We start from the raw sequence: 19,050 nt of genomic DNA, 5'->3' as shown, positions 1-19,050 counted from the left end.
GGCTTGGGCGGAGATGATTCGGGTACGCGTAGGGACGGCCCCGCCGATCGACGAGAGGAACCCCTCGTGCCGAGCATCCGTGCCCTCGTACTCAACTGCACCCTCAAGCCCTCGCCTGCCCCCTCCAGCTCCGAGCAACTGGGCCGGGAGGTGTTGGCCGAACTGGCCCGTCAGGGCGTGGACGGCGAGATCGTCCGGGTGGTCGACCACGACGTGCGCTTCGGGGTGTCGACCGACGAGGGCCACGGCGACGGTTGGCCCGCCATCCGCGCCAAACTGCTCGCCGCCCAGATCCTCATCATCGCCACCCCGATCTGGCTCGGCCAGCCCGCGAGCGTCACCAAGATGGTCCTCGAACGCCTCGACGCCGAGCTGTCCGAGACCGACGACGAGGGACGGCTGCTCACCTACGGCAAGGTGGCCGGTGTCGCGGTCGTCGGCAACGAGGACGGCGCGCACCACAGCATCGCCGAAGTGCAGGGAGCGCTCAACGAGGTGGGCTTCACTGTCGCCGCCGCCGGCGCGACCTACTGGGTCGGTGAGGCGCTGCACACGGTGGACTACCGTGACGCCGGGCCCAAGCCCGACACCACCGGTCGTACCACGAAGGCACTGGCGCTCAACAGCGCACACCTGGCCCGGCTCCTCGCCGACCAGCCGTACCCGCCGCCGGAGGCGAAGGGCGCGGCGGTCGGCCCGAGCAGCGAATAGACCTCACCGCCGAGGGCGTCACCGCCCCGGGCCGCCCTACCGCCGGCGCGGCTCCGGGCGCGGCTCGCCGCCGATCCGCGCCCGGCGCGGTCAGCGCCAGCCGTAGCCGGCGCGCAACGCCTGCCCGACCCGGTCGAAGCGGGGCCGGTCCAACACGGCGCCCTCGCGGCGGATGCTGTCCTCGCGCATGGTGAGCACCCGGTCCAGCCGGACCCAGCTCGGCCGGTTGTCGCGGTCCCACTCACCCGGCCCGAGCGCGAACCAGTGCCGCTGCCCGTCCCGGTCGCTCTGGCTGGACAGCATCAGCCCGAACAGGGTCCGGCTGTGCCGCCCGACCACCAGCACCGGCCGATCCTTGCCCTGACGGGGGTCGTCCTCGTACGGCACCCACGTCCAGACGATCTCGCCCGGGTCGGCCTGACCGTCCCGCTCCGGAGCGTAGGTCAACTCCCGACGCTGCAAGGCGCTCACCTGGCGGCGGCGGGCGACCTGCGCGGGCGCCGGCCCGGTACGCCGGGGCGACGGGATCACCGCACCGACCCGGGAGATACGCGCCGCGACATTCCTCAACAGACCAGCCACGGCGGGCAGCCTACCCGCAGCCGTGGGGGATGCTACGACAGACTGGCCCGATGGACGAGCTACCTCGTGACCTGCCGATCCTCAAGCGACGCGCGGTGCGGGTCGTGGTCGTCGACGGCACCGACCGGGTGCTGCTGTTCCACACCCAGGACCCGGACCACCCCCGGCTGGGCACCTGGTGGGAACTGCCCGGCGGTGGCATGGACCCCGGCGAGACGTATCGCGACACCGCGGTACGGGAGCTGCGGGAAGAGACCGGCATCGTGATCACCGCCGACCAGGTCGGTACGCCGAACTGGCGGCGGCGGGCCAGCTTCCTGCACCGCCAGGTGCGCCACGTCCAGGACGAGGTCGTCGTCGCCGTACGGCTGACCGGCCCTGGCCCGGACGTGGACGAGGCGCACCGGCTCGACTACGAGCGGGAGGACTACTTCGGCTTCCGCTGGTGGCCGTTGCCGGAGGTGGTGGCCAGTCGGGACCGTTTCTACCCCGGGCAGATCCCTCGGCTGATCACCCCCTTTCTCGCCGGCATGGAGATCGACGAGCCGTTCGAACTGTGGTCGTGAGCCGGGTTGGCAGGCAAAGTGTGGGCATGAGCAGTGATCTGCACGGCCCGTTGTCCGCGTACGCGGCGCGACTGCACGCGACGGTCGGCGACGGGCACCACGTCGCCTCCCCGCTCGGCGCCTGGCTGCTGCTCGCGGTCTGTGCCACCACGGCGACCGACGGGGAGGGACCCGTCGACGAGCTGGCGCACGCCCTGGGCACCGACCTGTCGAGCGCGGCCGATGCCGCCCGAGCGCTGCTGGAGATTCCGCACCCGCTGATCGGTGCCGCCACCGCGCTCTGGCACCGAGCGGGGCAGGGCGACGGTGGGGCGGCGGCGTGGCGGGCCGCGCTGCCCCGCACGACCGACGTCGGCGCACTGCCCGATCAGGCCGGGTTGGACACCTGGGCGCGCGAGCACACCCTCGGCCTGATCGAGACGTTTCCCCTGCAGGTCGAGGCGAACACGGTGTTCATCCTGGCCAGCGCGTTGGCCACCCGGGTGTCCTGGGCGACCCCGTTCGACGTCACCGACGCGCGCGCTCTCGGCGCCGGCAGCCCGTGGGCCGGCCACCTGCGGCGGGCCCTGCGCAGCCCGAGCCACGGCCACCGGTGCCACATCGTCTCCACCGCCCGGGCCGGTGACGTGATCGTGCACGCCGCACCCGCCCAGACGGCCGACGGCGCGGGGCTGGTCGTCCTCTCGGTGGCCGCCGCACCGCAGGTGCCACCGGCCGAGGTGCTGGCCGTCGCGTACGACCTCAGCGCCGGCGCGGCCGACGGCGTGCCACCGGAGGGCAGCCGTTCGCTGTTCGACCTGCCGCTCGGTGGGACGCCGCTGTGGACGGTGACCGAGGAGCGGGTGCGCACCCACGCCCGCGCCGGCCGCGAGGAGCGACACCAAGCGGTCCTCCCCTGCTGGTCCGCGCGGAACGACCATGACCTGACCGCCTCGGCGCTCGGCTTCCCCGCCGCGGCGACCACGCTCGCGACGGCGCTGGCGCTACGGATGACCGACTTCGACGCACGGCAGACGGCGGTGGCCCGGTTCGACAGGTACGGCTTCGAGGCGGCGGCCGTGACCGGCATGTTCGGGCGGACCAGCCTGCCGCCGGAGGGTGTGGCCCGCACCGCCGAGCTGCGCTTCGGCCACCCGTACGCGGTGGTGGCCGTCGCCACCGACACCCGGGCCGACGGCGTCACCGGCCCGTGGCACGGGGTGCCGGTCTTCTCCGCCTGGGTCGCCGAGCCCGAGGACGTGCCCGAGGCATGAGTCACCTCGCGGAGGACCCAGGCCGAGGAGTCGTAGCCCGATCAGCCCTGCGGTCTCATTGGTCGGCGAGCAGAGCGGCGGTCGGCAATCGCCGGATCAGGATCGCCGGGACCAACGCGGCGAGCACGGTGAGCAGCAGCGCCGTCCCGGTCACGGCCAGCGCCAGCATCGCCAGCCGGCCGTCCACCCTGCCGACCAGCAGGGCGACGGAGCCGAGACCGGCGGCGACCCCGAGGACGCAGCCGAGCACTCCGACGCCGAGCGCCTCGTAGATCAGGAGCCGGTTGAGCGCGGAATCAGGCCAGCCGACGGCCCTCAGCGTGGCGAACTCGGGCGCTCGCTCCCGCACGTTGAGGTACAGCACGTCGGCCACGCCGAGCACCCCGAACAGCAGCACTCCCCCGACGGCGACCAGGTCTACCCCGCGCACCTGCACGGAGACCGCCTCGCCGAGCAGCGAGCCGACCATGCCGTCCTCGAACGCCCAGAGCGCGGCGGCGATCAGTGTCAGCGCACCGACGCCGGCCGCCAGGCTCGTCGCGCCGGCGAGGGTACGCGCGGGTGTTCGTACGAGATTGGCCACCGCAAGCCCGGCAATGCTCTGCGCCGTGGCTCGCCGGGCCGGTGCCGCGGTCGCCTGCAACGCCTCCGCCGATCGGGTACGGGCGGCCCGCATTGCGGGAAGGGCGCTGGCCAGTGCCGTCAGCAGCACCGCGATCGGCACGCACAGCACTGTCACCGTGCCGGAGATCTGCACGCCGGCCAGCCGACCGAGCGGCACCGACAGCCCCGCGCCGAGCAGCCCCGCGGTCAGCCCGAGTGCTGTGGTCTCGGCAAGGATCAGCAGGCTCAGCCGCCAGCCGGGCCAGCCAATGCAGGCCAGTACGGCGAGTTCACGTCGACGAACCCGGACCGCCGTGGACACCGCGTTGCCGACCAGCAGAGCGCAGACCACCAGCAGCAGCCCGAGCAACATGATGTTCTTGCGATCCACGGCGGTGACGATTTCGGTCGCGACGCCCTTGCGGGTACGTGCCTCCAAGAGGCCCAGCTCAGGCCGGCCGAACTCGCCGGCAGGCAGCAGCACCGGGCTACGTACCGTCGAGCCGCCCAGCACGATCTCGACGGTCAGGCCGGTCTGTCGGACAATCTCGTCAGCCACCATCCGGACCCGCTCCCGGGTTACCTCGTCGAACCGGTCGATCCCGGCGACCCGGACTCGCACCGAACTCAGCGGGGTGGCCGCGAACGCGGGCGCGACGCTGGCGTACAGCTCACCTGCCACGGTCAGGTTGGTCACCAGACTCGGCGCGCGACGCGGGTAACTGAGCGGGTCGTCTCCGGGAAGCAGTGGGCGGTCGCCGAGCAGACCCCGGGAGCGCGCGTCGGCGCCCACCGGCGGGGTCCGCCGGTAGAGGTCGAGGGCCTGTTGCGCGGCGCCTGCGGTGGATTCGAGCGCCTCCGCTGCGAAGCTGCCCACCGCGGTGACCGACCACGACGACTGCCCGAGCAGACTCACCGGATCCGCCGTCCCGACATCACCCGTGCTGAACCACGAGTCTCGCCACACGTCGTCGATGGTGGGGTCGGTCGATTCGACTCCGTCGGGTCGGGGCAGCATCCGATCGCCCCCGCCGGGTTGCGGCGAGGAGGCCGGCGGCCCGGGCCGGAGCAGGGCCATGATGCCGGTCAGTGGGACCTGCTCGGACAGTGCGGAGTCGAGCCGGTCGCGGTAGATCTGCGCCAGGTCATGCTGGAGAGCCTGCGGCGGGCCGGTCGCCGAGTTGCGCAGCAGCGGCCAGAGCGCCTGAGTCGCGGTGCCGGGCACCCGATCGGCCGCCCGGCCGGTCAGCCGGGACACGGCAATGTCCACCCGCTCGTCGATGGCGATGTCCTCGGCGGCGAGCACCGGCAACGTCCGGCCGGCCGGGCTGCTCGTGGGCAGGGCGGAGGACTGGGCATCCTGGGCCGCTGAAGCGACGGCATCGGCGCCGGTCAGGTAGCGGCCCTGGCGTACCGCCCGGTCCAGGCCGACCAGGCGCGCCTCAGCCGCCGGATCAATCGCGGCGACGAGCATCGGCACCACCTTTGGCAGCCGGAGTTCCAGCCGGGCGGTGGCGGGCACCACGGATGCCGGACGGCCGGACGTGAAGACGGAGGCCCGCCGGAAGGTGCCGTCCGAGAGCAACTGGTACGTCTCGATGTCACTGACCTGGGTCCGCCGGACGTCGGGATCGAAGCTGCCGGCGGCAATGTCGCACACCTGACGACGCTGGCCGTCGGGCTGCACCTCCAACGTGCCGCCGCCACCGGTGCCGGGGCACTCGGCGGCGGACGTGGCCTGGCGGACCCTGGTGCCATCGGCGTATACGAACCGTTGGTCGCTGATGTCCGCCAGCGGCACCAGCGGCCGTCGCGACACATAGACGTAGGTTGGCGCCGCCGTCAACGTGCTCAGCCCGCGCTCTCCGCTGATCCGGGGAGCGACCTCGATGACCTGCCGCTCAGCCGACCTGTCGACCTGGTCGGTCAGGTCAACCCGCGGCTCGACTCGGACATCGGCGATGCCGAGGACCGCCAGTGGGGCGGCCACCTCGACGCCGGAGATCCGTTCGATCAGCCGCCACTGGTCCAGCCCGATGCCGCCGTAGACCGCAGTGGGTTGGTCTTGGTGGAGCAGACCGGTGGCCGGTGCCGCGGGGTGGACCAGGATGTCGTACGACGGACGGAACTGCCCGTCGACGGAACCGCTCGCGATCAGCCGGGAGGTGCTCGCGGCACCCGTGAGCACTGTGAACCCGGTGGTCGCGACCAGTACAGCGGAGAACACCGCGAGGCTCCGGCCTGGTGTGTTCCGCAACTGCGATCGGACCATCCGCAACATGGCGCTAGACGATCCGTCCGTCGTGGAGTCGGATGGACCGGCCGCCGCGTAAAGGATCGCGTTCGGCGGAATCCACCAGTGCCGAACTTCGCAGGAGCCGAAAATCCGAGAGTGGATCCTTCATCGCCCAGCCCCGTATTGCTCGCATGAGGAGGCGAAAGTACCTGACAGAGCGTCAATTCCTCAACCCGCTCTGTCGGCCGCCAGCGCCGGGTCCCGGCCAGTACCGACAGTCCCGACACGATTTCGGGTCAGAACCCACCGTCGCGCGGCAGTCGCGCCACCATCTCCCGGAACTCCCGCACCGTCATCGCCGTTCGCAACGTGGCGAAGACGGCGCCGGTCCCGGCCCGGGCGGTGGCCGGGTCCACCCCGGCACGCTGTTCCACCCGACGAAGGAACTCCGTCGGGCCGGCCTCCATCGGGGTCGCGCCGGCACCGCCGACCTCCAGGCCCACCCCGCTGGTCAACCCATCGGCCCCGGCATCCGGGCCGAGGGTCCCGGCCGGATCCGGGGCCGGAAGGACCGTCCCGGCCGCATCCGAGGCAGGACCGGAGGGCCCGGCCGCAGCCGGGGCCGGGCCGGTCAGGTAGCCGTCGACCTCGTTCGGAAGGTGCCCGACGAGGTCACCGGGCGCGTCGCCGGTCACCCGCTCGGCCAACGTCTGGAGCACGGCGCGGGCGAGCACGGCGGCCTCCTCGGCGGGCAGCCCGGACCGTTGGGACACCGCGTCGATGAAGTACGGGAACCCGTCGCCGTCGGTCACGCTCGGCCGGTTACCCCTGCCCGGCCGCGACAAACAGGCCTCAGGCCAGCAAGCCCTCGGCCAGCAGGTGGTCGAAGATGATCTGGTCGACCGGTGAGGTGCGGTGTCGGTCCGCGTACCCGAGCCAGGCCATCTCGGCGATCTCGCTGGCCGGCCGCAGCTGGCCTCGGTAGCCCGCCCGATAGCAGGTCATCCGCACTGTGATGCCGGCCGCGTTGCCGTGCGCCTGAGCGGTGAAGGCGCCCAGGCACACGGCGTCCGACACGTCGACTTCGACGCTCAACTCCTCGTCGATCTCCCGACGCAGGGTCTCCAGGTCCGTTTCGCCCGGCTCGCGCTTTCCGCCCGGCAGGTACCAGACGTCCTTGCCCACCGACCGGGTGCTCAGCACCCGACCGTCCTCGACGAGGATCCAGGCCACCTTGTCGATCTCGCGCACGATGCTCCTTGCCGCCGCCGGGATCGGGGACGCTACCACCCGGCATCGCGCTCAGTCGGCGAGCAGGTCGAGCAGCAGCGCGGCGCTCCAGCTGAACGCCGGTGAGCCCAGCCCGGCACCGGTGTCCGGGTGGAAGTACTCGTGGCAGCCGGCCCCGGCGACCAGACCGATCATCGACCGGCGCAGCCCGGCGGCCAACTCCGGGTGCCCGTGACCGAGCAGCCCGCGCCGGATCAGCCACCCGATGTTGAGCCAGCTCGGCCCACGCCAGTACCGAAGCGGCTCGAAGTCGGGTGCGGTGCGGTCGTGGGTGGGCAGCGGCCGGTCCATCCGACCGGCCACCCCGAAGCGCGCCGACCGGGCCTCGACGACCAGCGCGTCGGCCTGCCGGGTCGGCAGGTCGGGCAGGATCAGCGGGGTCAGCCCGAGCACGGTACGGGCGCTCAGCAGGCGGTTGGTGCGCAGGTCACAGGGCTGGAACGTGCCGGTGTCCGGGTCGTACAGCCGGCGTACCAATGCTTCGGTGATGTGGGCCGCGCGGGCCCGGTGCGGCCCGGGATCGCCGCCGACGAGCGCGGCGATCTCGGCGAGGGCGTGTTCGGCGGCCCCGAACGCCGCGTTGAACAGCGGGCACTCCACCAGGAACGGGTGACCGCCGGCCAGGTCCCGGTCGGAGTAGCAGTGGTCACGGTAGGCGGCGACGATCGCGAGGTAGCGCGCGTAGTCGAGGTCGGTGGGGCGGTGCGCGGCGTCGGCGTGCGTGGTGTCGTGCCGACGGTACGCCCGCATGACTGCGGCCTCGGCCGGCACCGCGGCCATCGGCTCGTCCCACGCCGGGCTGTTGTCCAGCCCGGACTCCCACGGGTGCACGATGCAGACCAGTCCGTCACCGGCCACGTCCCGCCGGTCGGCCAGGTAGCGCTGTTGGGCGACCAGCGCGGGGTAGAGCCCGCGCAGCGCGGCCAGGGCCCTCGGGTGGGGCGTCCGCCGGTACGCCAGCAACGCGGCGAGCGCGTGCACCGGCGGCTGGACCAGGCCGGAGGTGGCCACCGTCGGTGCTTCCGGCACGTCGGCCGAACGCCACATCTCCGGCCCCGGGAAGTACGCGCCGACCCGCAGCGCCGGGTTGAACACGATGTGCGGCACCCGTCCGTCGGCCCACTGCGCCCCGAACAGGCTGGCCAGCTCCCGCCAGGCGCGGTCGGGACGGACCTGGGCCAACCCGATCGCGATGAACGCGGAGTCCCAGCTCCACTGGTGCGGGTAGAGCGTGCGTGAGGGCACCGTGTGGTCGTGCTCCCAGTTGGCGTCGAGGGTGTCGATCGCCAGCCGACGCAACCCGGCCGCGTCGGCCGGGCCACCCGTGCCGGGGGCGTCGGCGCGCGTCGCCCCGGCGTCGGCGGGCGGGCCGACACCGGTGGTCGCGTCGACGCTTGTCGGCCCGGCGTCGGCGCTCACGCGGCGGCCCGCCGGGGCAGCGCGTGTCGCAGCACCGTGGCCGCCTGTTGCAGGGCCCGGACCGGGTCGCCGCGGAGCCGGCACTCCAGCGCCAGCCAGCCCCGGTAGTCCAGCTCCAGCAGGGTGCGCACCAGCGCCGGCCAGTCCAGGTGCCCGGCGCCGGGTTGGTACCGGTTGGAGTCGCTGACCTGGACGTGCCCGAGGTACGGCGCGGCGGCGCGCAGCGCGCGGTGCACGTCGTCCTCCTCGATGTTCATGTGGAAGGTGTCGGCGACCACCCGGACCGACGGCAACCCGAGCGCGGCGCAGAGCGCCACCGCCTCGTCGAGACGGTTGACCATGTGGTCCTCGTACCGGTTGAGGGGTTCCAGGAAAAGGGTGACCCCCTCGGCCCAGGCGTGTTCGCCCAGCTCGCCGAGGGCGTCGAGGAGCACCTGCCGGTCGCCGTCCGGCCGGCGGGGCGGATCGAACGGCGGCAGTCGTCGGGAGAACATCCCCCAGGCGGCCGGGGTCATCACCCCGACGCCGCCCAGCTCGGCGATCACCGTGAGTTGGGAGCGCAGGTTGCGGACGGCATCGGCGGACCGGGCGGGGTCGAAGTCGCCGATGAAGTGGTCCATCTCGACGCAGACGGTGGGCATCACCACCCCGGCGGCGCGGGCCCGGCGCAGCTCGGGCAACCGGCGGGCGAACGCCAGGTCGCCGCGGCCGCGTAGCTCGATGCCCTGGTAGCCGAGGGCGGCCGCGAGGGCGTACTTCTGGATCAGGTTGGTGCCCGGCAGGAGTTGTTCCTGACAGGCCAGCGCGATGGTGGTCATGAGAACCTCAGCACGACTTGGAGGACGTCACCGGCGCCGCGGTCGAGCAGCGCGAGGGCGTCGGCGACCGCGCTGGCGTCGACGATGTGGCTGACCAGTGGCAGCGGGTCGACGCTGCGGTCGGCCACCAGGTCCATGAAGGTCTGCGCGACCCGGTCTCCGGTCCACCGGCCGGCCATGCTCGGCGCGGGGGTGGGCCCGGAGACCTGGGCGGCCACCAACTGGATGCGGTTGTGGTGGAACTCCTCGCCGAGGCCGAGCGCGTCGGCCTGGCCCTGGTAGAAGCCGGCGGCCACGACCCGGCCGGCGTGGGTGGTGGAGCGGATGGCCTCGTGCAGCGCCGGGTACGCGCCGGACAACTCCAGGCAGACGTCGGCCCCCCGGCCGTCGGTGGCCTGGCGCAGTGCGGCGGCGGCGGAGGTGACACCGGCGTCCACAGTCGAGTGTGCGCCGTACCGGGCGGCGTGCTCCAGCCGGTCGGGTACCGGGTCGACGGCCACCACCCGGGCTCCGGAGAGCACGGCGAGCCGGGTGGCGAGCAGCCCGATGACGCCCTGGCCGAAGACGCCCACCCAGTCGCCGAGGTGCAGGTCACCGGCGAGCACAGCGGTCAGCGCGATGGCGCCGGGGCGGGCGAAGACCGCGGCCAGCGGATCCAGCCCGGCGGGGAGCGCGCGGACCGAGTCGGCGGCGAGCACGGCTTCGGCCCGGTGCCCCCAGATGCCCCAGACGAGCTGCCCCGGGTGTCGCTCGGTGACGTCCGGCGCGACCTCGACGACCTCGCCGACCTCTTCGTAGCCGAAGCCGATCAGCGGGTAGGGCACCGGGGCCTGTCGGGGGACGAACATGCGGGCGGCATCGTCCCAGTCCTTGCGGAGCCGGGGATTGCTGCCCCGGTAGAGGGTCAGCTCGGTGCCGGCGGAGATGCCCGAGTAGCAGGTGCGGACTCGGACCTGGCCGGGGCCGAGCGGATCCGGCGGGCAGGGCTCGAGGCTGATGCGTCGAGGCCCGGCGAGAGAGACCACCCAGTTGCCCATGTGTCACATCCCGGTAGCACTGGGCTCCAGGATAGCAAAAAATCGCGATATGTCTTGCTATTGATCAATCGAAGGTGTTGGATCCTTCATGTACCCTTCGAGAGGAGTGCCACCGATGTCAGCACCTCCGAGGCGGATACTCGCCACCACCCTGATCCTGGCACTGACCACGTCGACCCTGCTGGCCTGCGGCGACGACGCATCCGACAGCAACAGCAAGAAGATCACCGTCTGGAGCCTGGAGGACGTGGCCGACCGGGTCACCGCCACCAAGGCGATCATCGCCGACTTCACCGCCAAGACCGGGATCCAGGTCGATCTCGTGACCGTCAACGAGGACCAGTTCCCCTCCTTGATCGCCGCAAACGCCGCCGCCGGCGACCTGCCCGACGTGGTCGGGTCGGTCTCCCTCGCCGGTATCCGCACGCTCGCCGGCAACGAGCTGCTGCACGCCTCGGCGAACGCGGAGGTCGTCGACAAGCTGGGCAGGCAGACGTTCTCCCCCCGAGCGCTGGAGCTCACCTCCGACGACGGCACACAGCTCTCCGTGCCCAGTGACGGGTGGGGGCAGCTGCTCGTCTACCGCAAGGACCTGTTCGCCGCGGCCGGCCTGCCCGCCCCCGACACGTACGAACGGATCACCACCGCCGCGGCGCGACTGAACACCGGCGGCGTCGCCGGCATCACCGCGGCGACCGCCCCCAGCGACGTGTTCACGCAACAGACCTTCGAGCACCTGGCGTTGGCCAACGGCTGCCAGCTCACCGACGACTCGGGAAAGGTGAGACTGGATTCGCCCCAGTGCGTCGAGGCGTTCCGCTTCTACGGTGACCTGATCCGCACCAGCTCGGTGAAGGGCGCGCAGGACGTCGACACCACCCGGGCCACCTACTTCGCGGGCAAGGCGGCCATGGTGATCTGGTCACCGTTCATCCTCGACGAGCTGGCCGGGCTGCGCAACGACGCCAAGCCGACCTGCCCGCAGTGCCAGGCGGACCCGGCGTTCCTCGCGAAGAACAGCGGGTTCGTCACCGCGATCAAGGGCCCGAACGGCACCGAACCGGCCCAGTACGGCGAGATCAGCTCGTGGGCCGTCCTCGACGGCGCGGTGACCGAGCCGGCGAAGTCCTTCGTGGAGTACATGCTCGGTGACGGCTACCCGCGCTGGTTCGGAATGTCGCCGGAGGGCCGCTTCCCGGTGCGCAAGGGCACCCCCGCCGAGCCGGAGGCGTACCTGACCGCCTGGAACACCAGCCAGGCGGGCGTGGACGCGAAGAAGCCCCTCAGCGACGTGTACGGCGACGAGGTGCTGGCCACGCTGCGCCGCAGCCCGGACACCTTCGGGCGTTGGGGCCTCAGCCAGGGGCAGGGCAAACTCGTCGGCGCCATGCTCGGCGAGCTGCCGGTGCCCAAGGTGCTGGGCGACCTCGTCTCCGGCAAGTCCGACGCGGCGGGCACCGCCGAGCGCGCCACGAAGGACGTGGACGCCATCAAGGCGGGCGTCAATTGACCACCACCGCGCCCGGCCCCGGCCGCTCCCCCACCAGGGAGCAGCCGGCGTCACCCGGGCGCCGACCGCTGACCCTGCGCCGCCGTGAATCCCGGGCCGGGCTCGCGCTGGTCGCACCGACCCTGCTCGTCACCATCGCGGTCATCGGCATTCCGATCGTGTGGACAGTGGTGCTCGCCTTTCAGCGGGTCCGGCTGGCCACGCTGCGCAAGACCGGCCTGTTCGGCGAGTTCACCATGGACAACATCGACCGGGTGCTGCACACCCCCGGCTTCGCCGAGACGCTGTGGGTCACCTTGATCTACAGCATCGGCGGCACCGTCGGGTCGATCCTGCTCGGCCTGGTGGCCGCGCTGGTCGTCCGGCGGCCGTTCCGGGGCCGCACCCTGGTCCGGGCGTCCATGCTGCTGCCGTACGTGGCACCGGTGGTCGCCGTCACGTTCGTCTGGCAGGTGATGCTCGACCCGCAGCTCGGCATCGTCAACGCCTGGGGTCAACGCCTGCTCGGCTGGGACGCCCCGGTGCCGTTCCTCACCCAGGAGTCGACCGCGCTGGCCACCGTGATCGTCTTCGAGGCGTGGCGGTACTTCCCGTTCGCGTTCCTGTTCCTGCTGGCCCGGCTCCAGGCGGTGCCCGGCGAGTTGGAGGAGGCCGCCCGGGTCGACGGAGCCACCCCCACCCAGCGGTTCCGGCACATCCTGCTCCCCCAACTGCTGCCGGTGATCGCCCTGCTGGGGGTGCTGCGCTTCATCATGACGTTCAACAAGTTCGACGACGTCTACCTGCTCACCGGCGGTGCGGCCGGCACCGAGGTGGTCAGCGTCCGGGTGTACGAGTTCCTCACCGCCCGTACCGACATCGGAGCCGCGGCCGCGCAGGCGGTCGTGCTGGCCGTTGTGCTCATCGTGTTCGTGCTGATCTATCTGCGCTTCTTCGGACGGAGGGTGGGCTGATGGACCGGGACGTGGTCGAGACGGTGAGCCTGCGTTGGCTGCGCCGCCTGGTGATAGCCGTGTTCCTGGTGATCACGGCCTTCCCCTTCTACTACATGCTGGTGCTCTCGGTGCGCCCCATCGAGCGGCTGCTGCTCGACCCCGGGGCGCTGGTGGTCGGCCTCGGTGAGCTGACCGTGGCCACGTACGCCGAGGTCCTGAAGGCCACCGACGACGGCGGCCAGGGTTTCCTCACCTTCATCCGCAACAGCGGTCTGGTCGCCGTCGCGGCGACCGTGCTCACCCTCCTGGTAGCGATCCCCGGCGCGTACGCGGTGGCCCGGCTGCGGTTCTTCGGCCGGCGACAGGTGGACTTCCTGTTCCTGGCGGTCTACCTGTTTCCGTCGATCGTCATCGCGATCCCGTTGTTCGTGGTCTTCACCCGGGCCGGGCTGCGCGGCTCGCTGTTCGGTCTGGTGCTGGTCTACATCTCGCAGACGTTGCCGGTGTCGGTCTACATGCTGAAGAACTACTTCGAGACCATCCCGGTCAGCCTGGAGGAGTCCGCCGCCATCGACGGCGCCGGTCGGCTCGGCATCATCCGCCGTGTCAGCCTGCCCCTGGCGATGCCGTCGATCATGGCGGTCGCGCTCTACGACTTCATGATCGCCTGGAACGAGTTCCTCTTCGCCCTGCTGTTCCTGGTCGACAAACCCGACAGGTGGACGGTGTCACTGGGGTTGTCCCTGCTCGCCGACGGGGTGGAGGTGCCCAAGACGGTGCTGATGGCCGGGTCGGTCGTGCTCACCCTGCCCATCGTGATCCTCTTCTTCGCCAGCGAACGGCTGCTCACCGAGGGGCTGACCAGCGGCGCGGAGAAGGGATGACGGTCTCATCCGGGTCACCCGCCCGGCCCCCACCGGCCCGGATACGGTGGCCTCATGGCCAACCCGACCCGCTGGGCGACCGACACCGGCCCCGAGCACTCACAGTGGTACATCGACCGGTTCCGCAAGCTGGCGGCCGAGGGCGCGGACCTGGCCGGCGAGGCCCGACTGGTGGACGCCCTGGTCGCTCCCGGCTCCCGCATTCTCGACGCCGGCAGCGGCACCGGCCGCGTCGGTGCCGCACTGGCCGAGCGGGGCCACACGGTGGTCGGGGTGGACGCCGACCCCGCGCTGGTGGACGCCGCCCGCGCCGACTATCCCGGCCCGACGTGGCTCGTCGCCGACCTCGCCGAACTGGATCTGCCGGCGCTGGGTGAGGCGGAGCCGTTCGACGCGGCGGTGCTGGCCGGCAACGTGCTCGCCTTCGTCGCCGTCGGCACCGAACCGGAGGTGCTGCGCCGGGTGGCCGGCCACCTGCGACCCGACGGTGTGCTGACGGTCGGCTTCGGCACCGAGCGCGGCTACCCACTGACCGCGTTCGACGCCGACGCGGTGGCCGCCGGGCTGCGGGTGGAGCAGCGCTTCGCCACCTGGGACCTGCGCCCGTGGCGCGACGACGCCCCGTTCGCGGTCACCATCCTGCGCCGCCCCGCCGACTAACCACCGCCCGCCGCACGTCTACTTCCCGGTGATCAAGAGGTTGCGTCAGAATCTGGCACGACTCTGACGCAAACCTCTTGATCACCGCGGTCAGGTTGGGGCTGCGACGGCGCGGGCGGCGGTCGGGTCGAGGGTGGCGCCGGCGGGTACCAGGCTGACCAGACCGGCCGGCAACCGCAGCGGACGGACACCGCCGTAGCCGAGCATCGGCAGTACCTCCCGGTCGGCCACCACGTACCGGCGGCCCAGGTCGGTGACCACGGAGACCGCGCCGCCGGTCGCGCCGGGGGCGGCGGCCGCCTCGACCACCGCGCCGCGGCCGGGCTCCACCACCACGTGGTCGGCCAGCACCGCGCCGCCGGTCCGCGCGGTCCGTGGAGAAGCCGTCAGATCCCGCAGCGGTACGCCCCACCGCACCTCACCCACCCCGCCGTCGTCACCGATGCGCGTGCAGAGCGCCCCGCCGTCGCCCGCCACGAGCCGGGGCGGGATCGGTGGCGGGGCGGTCGGGCCGCTCGGGGCGAGGTCGGCCACCGTGGGCAGCGCGGCGAACCGACCCAACGTCATCGGCACCGGCTCGACCTGCCCGGTGCGGGCCAGCAACAGCCCCGCCTGCAACTCGGTGATGCCGGCCAGGCCGGCGTCGAGCGCCACCGCGTACTGCCGACCACCGCCGGAGTTGCTCACCAGGTAGACAGTGCCGACCGCGGCACCCGGCACCCGGGTGGCGGGCCGACCGAGCGCGGGCAGATCGAGCGGAGCGAGGTCGGTGCCGGCGGGCAGCGAGTTGAGCAGGGCCGGCGCCACCGGAACCGCCTGGGCCCGGGTGGTGGCGAGCGCCGCCAGCACCCGGCTCGGATCACGGACGAGGTAGCGCCGCTGGTGCCAGACGAGGTGCAGCCCGCCGTCGGGGTGGCGCAGCAGCAGCGCCTCGTCGCCGAGCGGTCGGCCGCCGTCGGGCTCGGTGCCGATCAGCAGCGCGGAGCGGGGCGCCTCGGCGGCCGGGACCGTCGAGCAGACCGTCCACGCTGTGGTGGACAGCCGCCCGGGGGCGGGCAGTGAGTCGGGGGCGTCGGCGATGCCCAGCGGCAGCCCACGCGGCACTCCGTCGATCGTGCGTCGGGACACCAGGACGGTCTTCGAGCGGTCCGCACCGACGATGAGCAGCGCCGAGGCGTAGTTGAGCACCGGGTGCAGCTTCTGCTCGCGGTAGACGAACCGGGCGCCGGACTCCTTCTCCACGATCACCGCGCCCGGGTCGCGCCAGCCCTTGCCGCCGCCGGCGAACAGGCCGTAGAGAGCGAAGCCACCGAGCCCGATCGCCGCTACCAGGACGCTGGCCAGGCCCGCGCCAGCCAGCCGCCGAAACGGCGACTGCGCGGGATCGGTCTCCCGCATGACCAGGGCGGCGACCGCCCGCTGGACGCTGAACTGGTAGGAGTGCAGCTGGTCCTGCCGCGACGGCATGAGTCTCCTCCGGTGGATCGGCCGGGCACAGGATATGCGCTGCGTCGATGTCCTGTGGACCCTGCGTGGCCGCCCGTCGCGGGGCAACCGGTACCATCCGTGGACGAATCCGGCGGCGAGAGGGCACCCGTGGGCGCGCGTTTCGAAGAGCTGGCCTGGCGGGAGACGCCGATCGGCGCGATCAGCCTGCGCCGACGCCGGGACCCGGCACTCCAGGTCGAGGTGTACGAGGTCAAGCTCGACGACGAGTACCTGATGTCCAGCCTCTTCCCGGTCGCGGAGATCGAGCTGGCCCGGCTCGGTCTCGCCGAGGTGGCCGGTGATTCGCTCGACGTGGTGGTGGGCGGCCTCGGGCTGGGTTACACCGCCTGCGCGGCGCTGGGCGATCCGCGGGTGCGCTCACTGTTCGTGGTGGAGGCGATCGAGGACGTGATCGACTGGCACCAACGGGGGCTGCTGCCGTTCGCGGCGGGGCTCGCCGAGGACCCCCGGACCCGTTTCGTGCAGGCCGATTTCTTCGCGGCGGTGGCCGGTGACACCGGCTTCGACGCCGAGGTGCCCGGCCGGCGGTTCGACGCGGTCCTGCTCGACGTCGACCACTCCCCCCGCAACGTTCTGCACCCGAGCCACGCGGCGTTCTACCCGCCGGCCGGGCTGCGTCGCCTGGCCGCTCTGCTCCGCCCCGAGGGAGTCTTCGCGCTCTGGTCGGACGACCCGCCGGACGCCGAGTTCACCGCCGCGCTCACCGAGGTGTTCGCGAGCGTACGCGCGCATGTCGTGCCGTTCGCCAACCCGCTGACCGGCGGGGAGTCGGCGAACACCGTCTACGTGGCGCGTACCGGCCCCTGATCGACTTCGGGTGTGCCACCCGCGCATGGTGTCGACCGGACGGGGAATGAGAAACCGGGGCCGGCCGCACCAGGCACGGCCGGTCACTGGAGGTCGACATGCGTGCACTGCTCTGGGTCGTCGGCGTGGTCGCCGGCGTACTGATCCTGCTCGGCCTGATCCTCGAGGCGGTCCGTTGGCTGATCATCATCGGTCTGATCGCGCTGGTGATCGTGATCGTCTGGGGCGTCGTCAAGGGGCGGCAGGCGGTGCAGCACCAGGGCCGACGACGCTGAGGGTCAGAACCAGTCCGGGCGCATGTCGAGCGTGGTCCGGTCCCGGCTGTCCAGCAGGTCGAACTGCGGGCCGGTCCGGGGCAGCTCGACGGTGAAGAAGTAGCGGGCGGCCTGGCGCTTGCCGGCGTGGAACGCGTCGCCGGCACCTTCCGGCGGCAGCGCCAGCACCTGCTCCAGCCACATCCACGCGATCACCACATGCCCGACGGCCTCCAGGTAGGCGCTGGCGTTGGCCAGCGCGAGCACCGGGTCACCGTCAGCCCACACTCGACGGGTGACAGCGGTGACCCGGTCCACCGCGGCAGCCAGCCGGTCGGCCAGGTCGGACGCCTCTCCCCCGACCTTGCGGGCCCGCTCGACCGTGTCCCCGATCGTCGTGGTCAGCAGGGCGAGACCAGCGCCGCCCTGCATGGTCACCTTGCGCCCCAGCAGATCCAACGCCTGGATGCCGTGGGTGCCCTCGTGGATCGGGTTGAGCCGGTTGTCCCGGTAGTGCTGCTCCACGTCGTGGTCGCGGGTGTAGCCGGCACCCCCGAGCACCTGGATCGCCAGGTCGTTGGCCGCCAGGCACCACTGCGACGGCCAACTCTTGGTGATCGGGGTGAGCACGTCCAGCAGCAGGTGCGCGCGCTCGCGGTCGACCTCGGCCGGAGCGGTCCGCTGCTCGTCGAGCAACCGGGCGCAGTAGAGCACCAGCGCCAGCGCCCCCTCCACGTAGCTCTTCTGGGCCAGCAGCATCCGTCGTACGTCAGGGTGGTCGATGATCGGCACCTGCCCGGCGGCCGGGTCCTTCGCGCCGACCGGCCGGCCCTGCGGCCTCTCCTTCGCGTACGCCAGGCTCTTGAGATAGCCGGTGTAACCCAGCGCGGTGGCACCCGCCCCGACCCCGATCCGGGCCTCGTTCATCATGTGGAACATCTGCGCCAGACCCTGGTGCGGCGCGCCGACCAGGTGACCCACCGCTCCGGCGCGGCCGGCCGGGGCGTGCGCGCCGTCGCCGAAGCTGAGCAGGGTGTTGGTGGTGCCCCGGAACCCCATCTTGTGGTTGAGCCCGGCCAGCGCCACGTCGTTGCGCTCACCGAGCGTCCCGTCCGGGCCCACCAGCACCTTCGGCACGATGAACAGCGAGATGCCCTTGACCCCGGGCGGTGCGCCCGGGATGCGCGCCAGCACCAGGTGGACGATGTTCTCGGCCAGCTCGTGGTCACCACCGGAGATCCACATCTTGGTGCCGAACAGCCGGTACGTGCCGTCCGCCTGCGGCTCGGCGCGGGTGGTGATGTCGGCCAGCGAGCTGCCGGCGTGCGGCTCGGACAGGCACATGGTGCCGAAGAACCGGCCGTCGAGCATCGGCCGGACGTAGGTGTCCACCTGCTCCGGGCTGCCGTGGGCCAGCAGCAGGTTGGCGTTGCCCAGGGTGAGGAACGGGTACGCCGAGGTGGCCACGTTCGCCGCCTGGAACCAGGTGAAGCACGCCGCGGCGACGGCGTGCGGCAGTTGCAGGCCACCGACGGTGGCGTCCAGCCCGGCGGTGAGCAGGCCCGTCTCGGCGAAGCTGTCCAACGCGGCACGGATCTGCGGGATCAGCCGCACCCGCTGCCCGTCGAAGGTGGGCTCGGCCAGGTCGGCGGCACGGTTGTGCGGGGCGAACTGCTCGGTTGCCACCCGCTCGGCGAGGTCCAGAGCGTCGTCGAAGGTCTCCCGGGAGTGCTCGGCGTAGCGGGGGCGCTCGACGAGCTCGGACACCCGCAGCCACTCGTGCAGCAGGAAGTCGAGGTCACGGCGGGAGAGCAGGGTGGATGGCACAGCACTCCTCAGCGGGCACGGGGGCTGGTCGAGCCGAGGCGACGGCCCACGGTCGCCCCGGCCCATCCTGGTCGATCGGCAGGGCGCGCACCACCGGGCGGGGTGGGGTTCGACGAGCGGAACTTGTCACACCGCACGGCTAGTGTCGT

The 19,050-nt window shown here is 72.3% G+C and carries 18 protein-coding genes; 9 read left to right on the top strand and 9 right to left on the bottom strand.

The features are described 5' to 3' along the window. The first annotated feature begins 66 nt into the window (after positions 1-66). Complete coding sequence (locus ACZ6NZ_RS24750) at positions 67-711, top strand: flavodoxin family protein (protein WP_465860393.1); 645 nt, start codon at positions 67-69, stop codon at positions 709-711. Positions 712-801: 90 nt separating this feature from the next. Here ACZ6NZ_RS24750 and ACZ6NZ_RS24745 read toward each other — a convergent pair whose 3' ends face one another. Beyond that, positions 802-1,293 carry a type II toxin-antitoxin system PemK/MazF family toxin gene (locus tag ACZ6NZ_RS24745; protein WP_124778425.1) on the bottom strand — a complete coding sequence of 164 codons (492 nt, stop codon included), beginning with the start codon at positions 1,291-1,293 and terminating at the stop codon, positions 802-804. Between the two features lie 50 nt (positions 1,294-1,343). On the opposite strand from ACZ6NZ_RS24745, the gene ACZ6NZ_RS24740 reads away from it, so the two are divergent. Together ACZ6NZ_RS24740 and ACZ6NZ_RS24735 are read left to right on the top strand one after the other, a co-directional pair. Further along, positions 1,344-1,859 carry an NUDIX hydrolase gene (locus ACZ6NZ_RS24740; protein WP_465860392.1) on the top strand — a complete coding sequence of 172 codons (516 nt, stop codon included), beginning with the start codon at positions 1,344-1,346 and terminating at the stop codon, positions 1,857-1,859. A gap of 26 nt (positions 1,860-1,885) precedes the next feature. Then, a complete protein-coding gene (locus tag ACZ6NZ_RS24735) occupies positions 1,886-3,112 on the top strand; it encodes a hypothetical protein (RefSeq protein WP_465860391.1) in 1,227 nt (408 codons plus the stop codon). A 55-nt stretch (positions 3,113-3,167) separates the two neighbouring features. Here the strand turns inward: ACZ6NZ_RS24735 and ACZ6NZ_RS24730 are convergent, their stop codons facing one another. The 6 genes from ACZ6NZ_RS24730 to ACZ6NZ_RS24705 all read right to left on the bottom strand — a co-directional run bounded on the left by ACZ6NZ_RS24730 (position 3,168) and on the right by ACZ6NZ_RS24705 (position 10,515). After that, positions 3,168-5,942, bottom strand: a complete 2,775-nt coding sequence (locus tag ACZ6NZ_RS24730; protein WP_465860390.1) for an ABC transporter permease — start codon at positions 5,940-5,942, stop codon at positions 3,168-3,170. 305 nt (positions 5,943-6,247) lie between these two features. Further along, positions 6,248-6,763, bottom strand: coding sequence for a DUF2267 domain-containing protein (locus ACZ6NZ_RS24725; RefSeq protein WP_465860389.1), 516 nt, complete (start codon positions 6,761-6,763; stop codon positions 6,248-6,250). Between the two features lie 40 nt (positions 6,764-6,803). After that, positions 6,804-7,202 (bottom strand): NUDIX hydrolase, encoded by a 399-nt coding sequence (locus ACZ6NZ_RS24720; RefSeq protein WP_465860388.1) that lies wholly within the window; start codon positions 7,200-7,202, stop codon positions 6,804-6,806. Between the two features lie 51 nt (positions 7,203-7,253). Beyond that, the gene (locus ACZ6NZ_RS24715; RefSeq protein ID WP_465860497.1) at positions 7,254-8,540 is read right to left on the bottom strand and encodes an MGH1-like glycoside hydrolase domain-containing protein; all 1,287 of its coding nucleotides are present in this window, start codon (positions 8,538-8,540) and stop codon (positions 7,254-7,256) included. Positions 8,541-8,656: 116 nt separating this feature from the next. Next, entirely contained in the window at positions 8,657-9,478 is an 822-nt protein-coding gene (locus ACZ6NZ_RS24710) for a TIM barrel protein (RefSeq protein ID WP_465860387.1), read from the bottom strand. Then, entirely contained in the window at positions 9,475-10,515 is a 1,041-nt protein-coding gene (locus ACZ6NZ_RS24705) for a zinc-dependent alcohol dehydrogenase (RefSeq protein WP_465860385.1), read from the bottom strand. The genes ACZ6NZ_RS24710 and ACZ6NZ_RS24705 overlap by 4 nt, the downstream gene beginning before the upstream one ends. A 115-nt stretch (positions 10,516-10,630) precedes the next feature. Here ACZ6NZ_RS24705 and ACZ6NZ_RS24700 point away from each other — a divergent pair, with 115 nt between their 5' ends. From ACZ6NZ_RS24700 to ACZ6NZ_RS24685, 4 genes are read left to right on the top strand one after another with little or no spacing between them, the layout of a single operon-like run. Beyond that, positions 10,631-12,025: an ABC transporter substrate-binding protein gene (locus ACZ6NZ_RS24700; RefSeq protein WP_465860384.1), complete on the top strand. Its 1,395-nt coding sequence runs from the start codon at positions 10,631-10,633 to the stop codon at positions 12,023-12,025. Next, positions 12,022-12,978, top strand: a complete 957-nt coding sequence (locus ACZ6NZ_RS24695) for a carbohydrate ABC transporter permease (RefSeq protein ID WP_425852633.1) — start codon at positions 12,022-12,024, stop codon at positions 12,976-12,978. Before ACZ6NZ_RS24700 ends, ACZ6NZ_RS24695 begins: the two co-directional genes overlap by 4 nt. After that, a complete protein-coding gene (locus ACZ6NZ_RS24690) occupies positions 12,978-13,844 on the top strand; it encodes a carbohydrate ABC transporter permease (RefSeq protein WP_366609453.1) in 867 nt (288 codons plus the stop codon). The genes ACZ6NZ_RS24695 and ACZ6NZ_RS24690 overlap by 1 nt, the downstream gene beginning before the upstream one ends. 54 nt (positions 13,845-13,898) lie before the next feature. After that, positions 13,899-14,504 (top strand): class I SAM-dependent methyltransferase, encoded by a 606-nt coding sequence (locus ACZ6NZ_RS24685; RefSeq protein WP_465860382.1) that lies wholly within the window; start codon positions 13,899-13,901, stop codon positions 14,502-14,504. A gap of 90 nt (positions 14,505-14,594) precedes the next feature. On the opposite strand, the gene eccB is transcribed toward ACZ6NZ_RS24685, so the two are convergent. After that, positions 14,595-15,971 carry a type VII secretion protein EccB gene (gene eccB / locus ACZ6NZ_RS24680; RefSeq protein WP_465860381.1) on the bottom strand — a complete coding sequence of 459 codons (1,377 nt, stop codon included), beginning with the start codon at positions 15,969-15,971 and terminating at the stop codon, positions 14,595-14,597. 129 nt (positions 15,972-16,100) lie between these two features. Here eccB and ACZ6NZ_RS24675 point away from each other — a divergent pair, with 129 nt between their 5' ends. Next, entirely contained in the window at positions 16,101-16,820 is a 720-nt protein-coding gene (locus ACZ6NZ_RS24675; RefSeq protein WP_266302800.1) for a polyamine aminopropyltransferase, read from the top strand. A 98-nt stretch (positions 16,821-16,918) separates the two neighbouring features. Next, positions 16,919-17,095 (top strand): hypothetical protein, encoded by a 177-nt coding sequence (locus tag ACZ6NZ_RS24670; protein WP_355010015.1) that lies wholly within the window; start codon positions 16,919-16,921, stop codon positions 17,093-17,095. Positions 17,096-17,098: 3 nt separating this feature from the next. On the opposite strand, the gene ACZ6NZ_RS24665 is transcribed toward ACZ6NZ_RS24670, so the two are convergent. Then, a complete protein-coding gene (locus ACZ6NZ_RS24665; RefSeq protein WP_465860380.1) occupies positions 17,099-18,901 on the bottom strand; it encodes an acyl-CoA dehydrogenase in 1,803 nt (600 codons plus the stop codon). Positions 18,902-19,050 lie beyond the last annotated feature (149 nt).

The organism is Micromonospora sp. NPDC047756, assembly GCF_055587245.1.
Note: the sequence above shows the minus strand (reverse complement) of the source record. Positions and strands in the feature narration are given on the sequence as shown.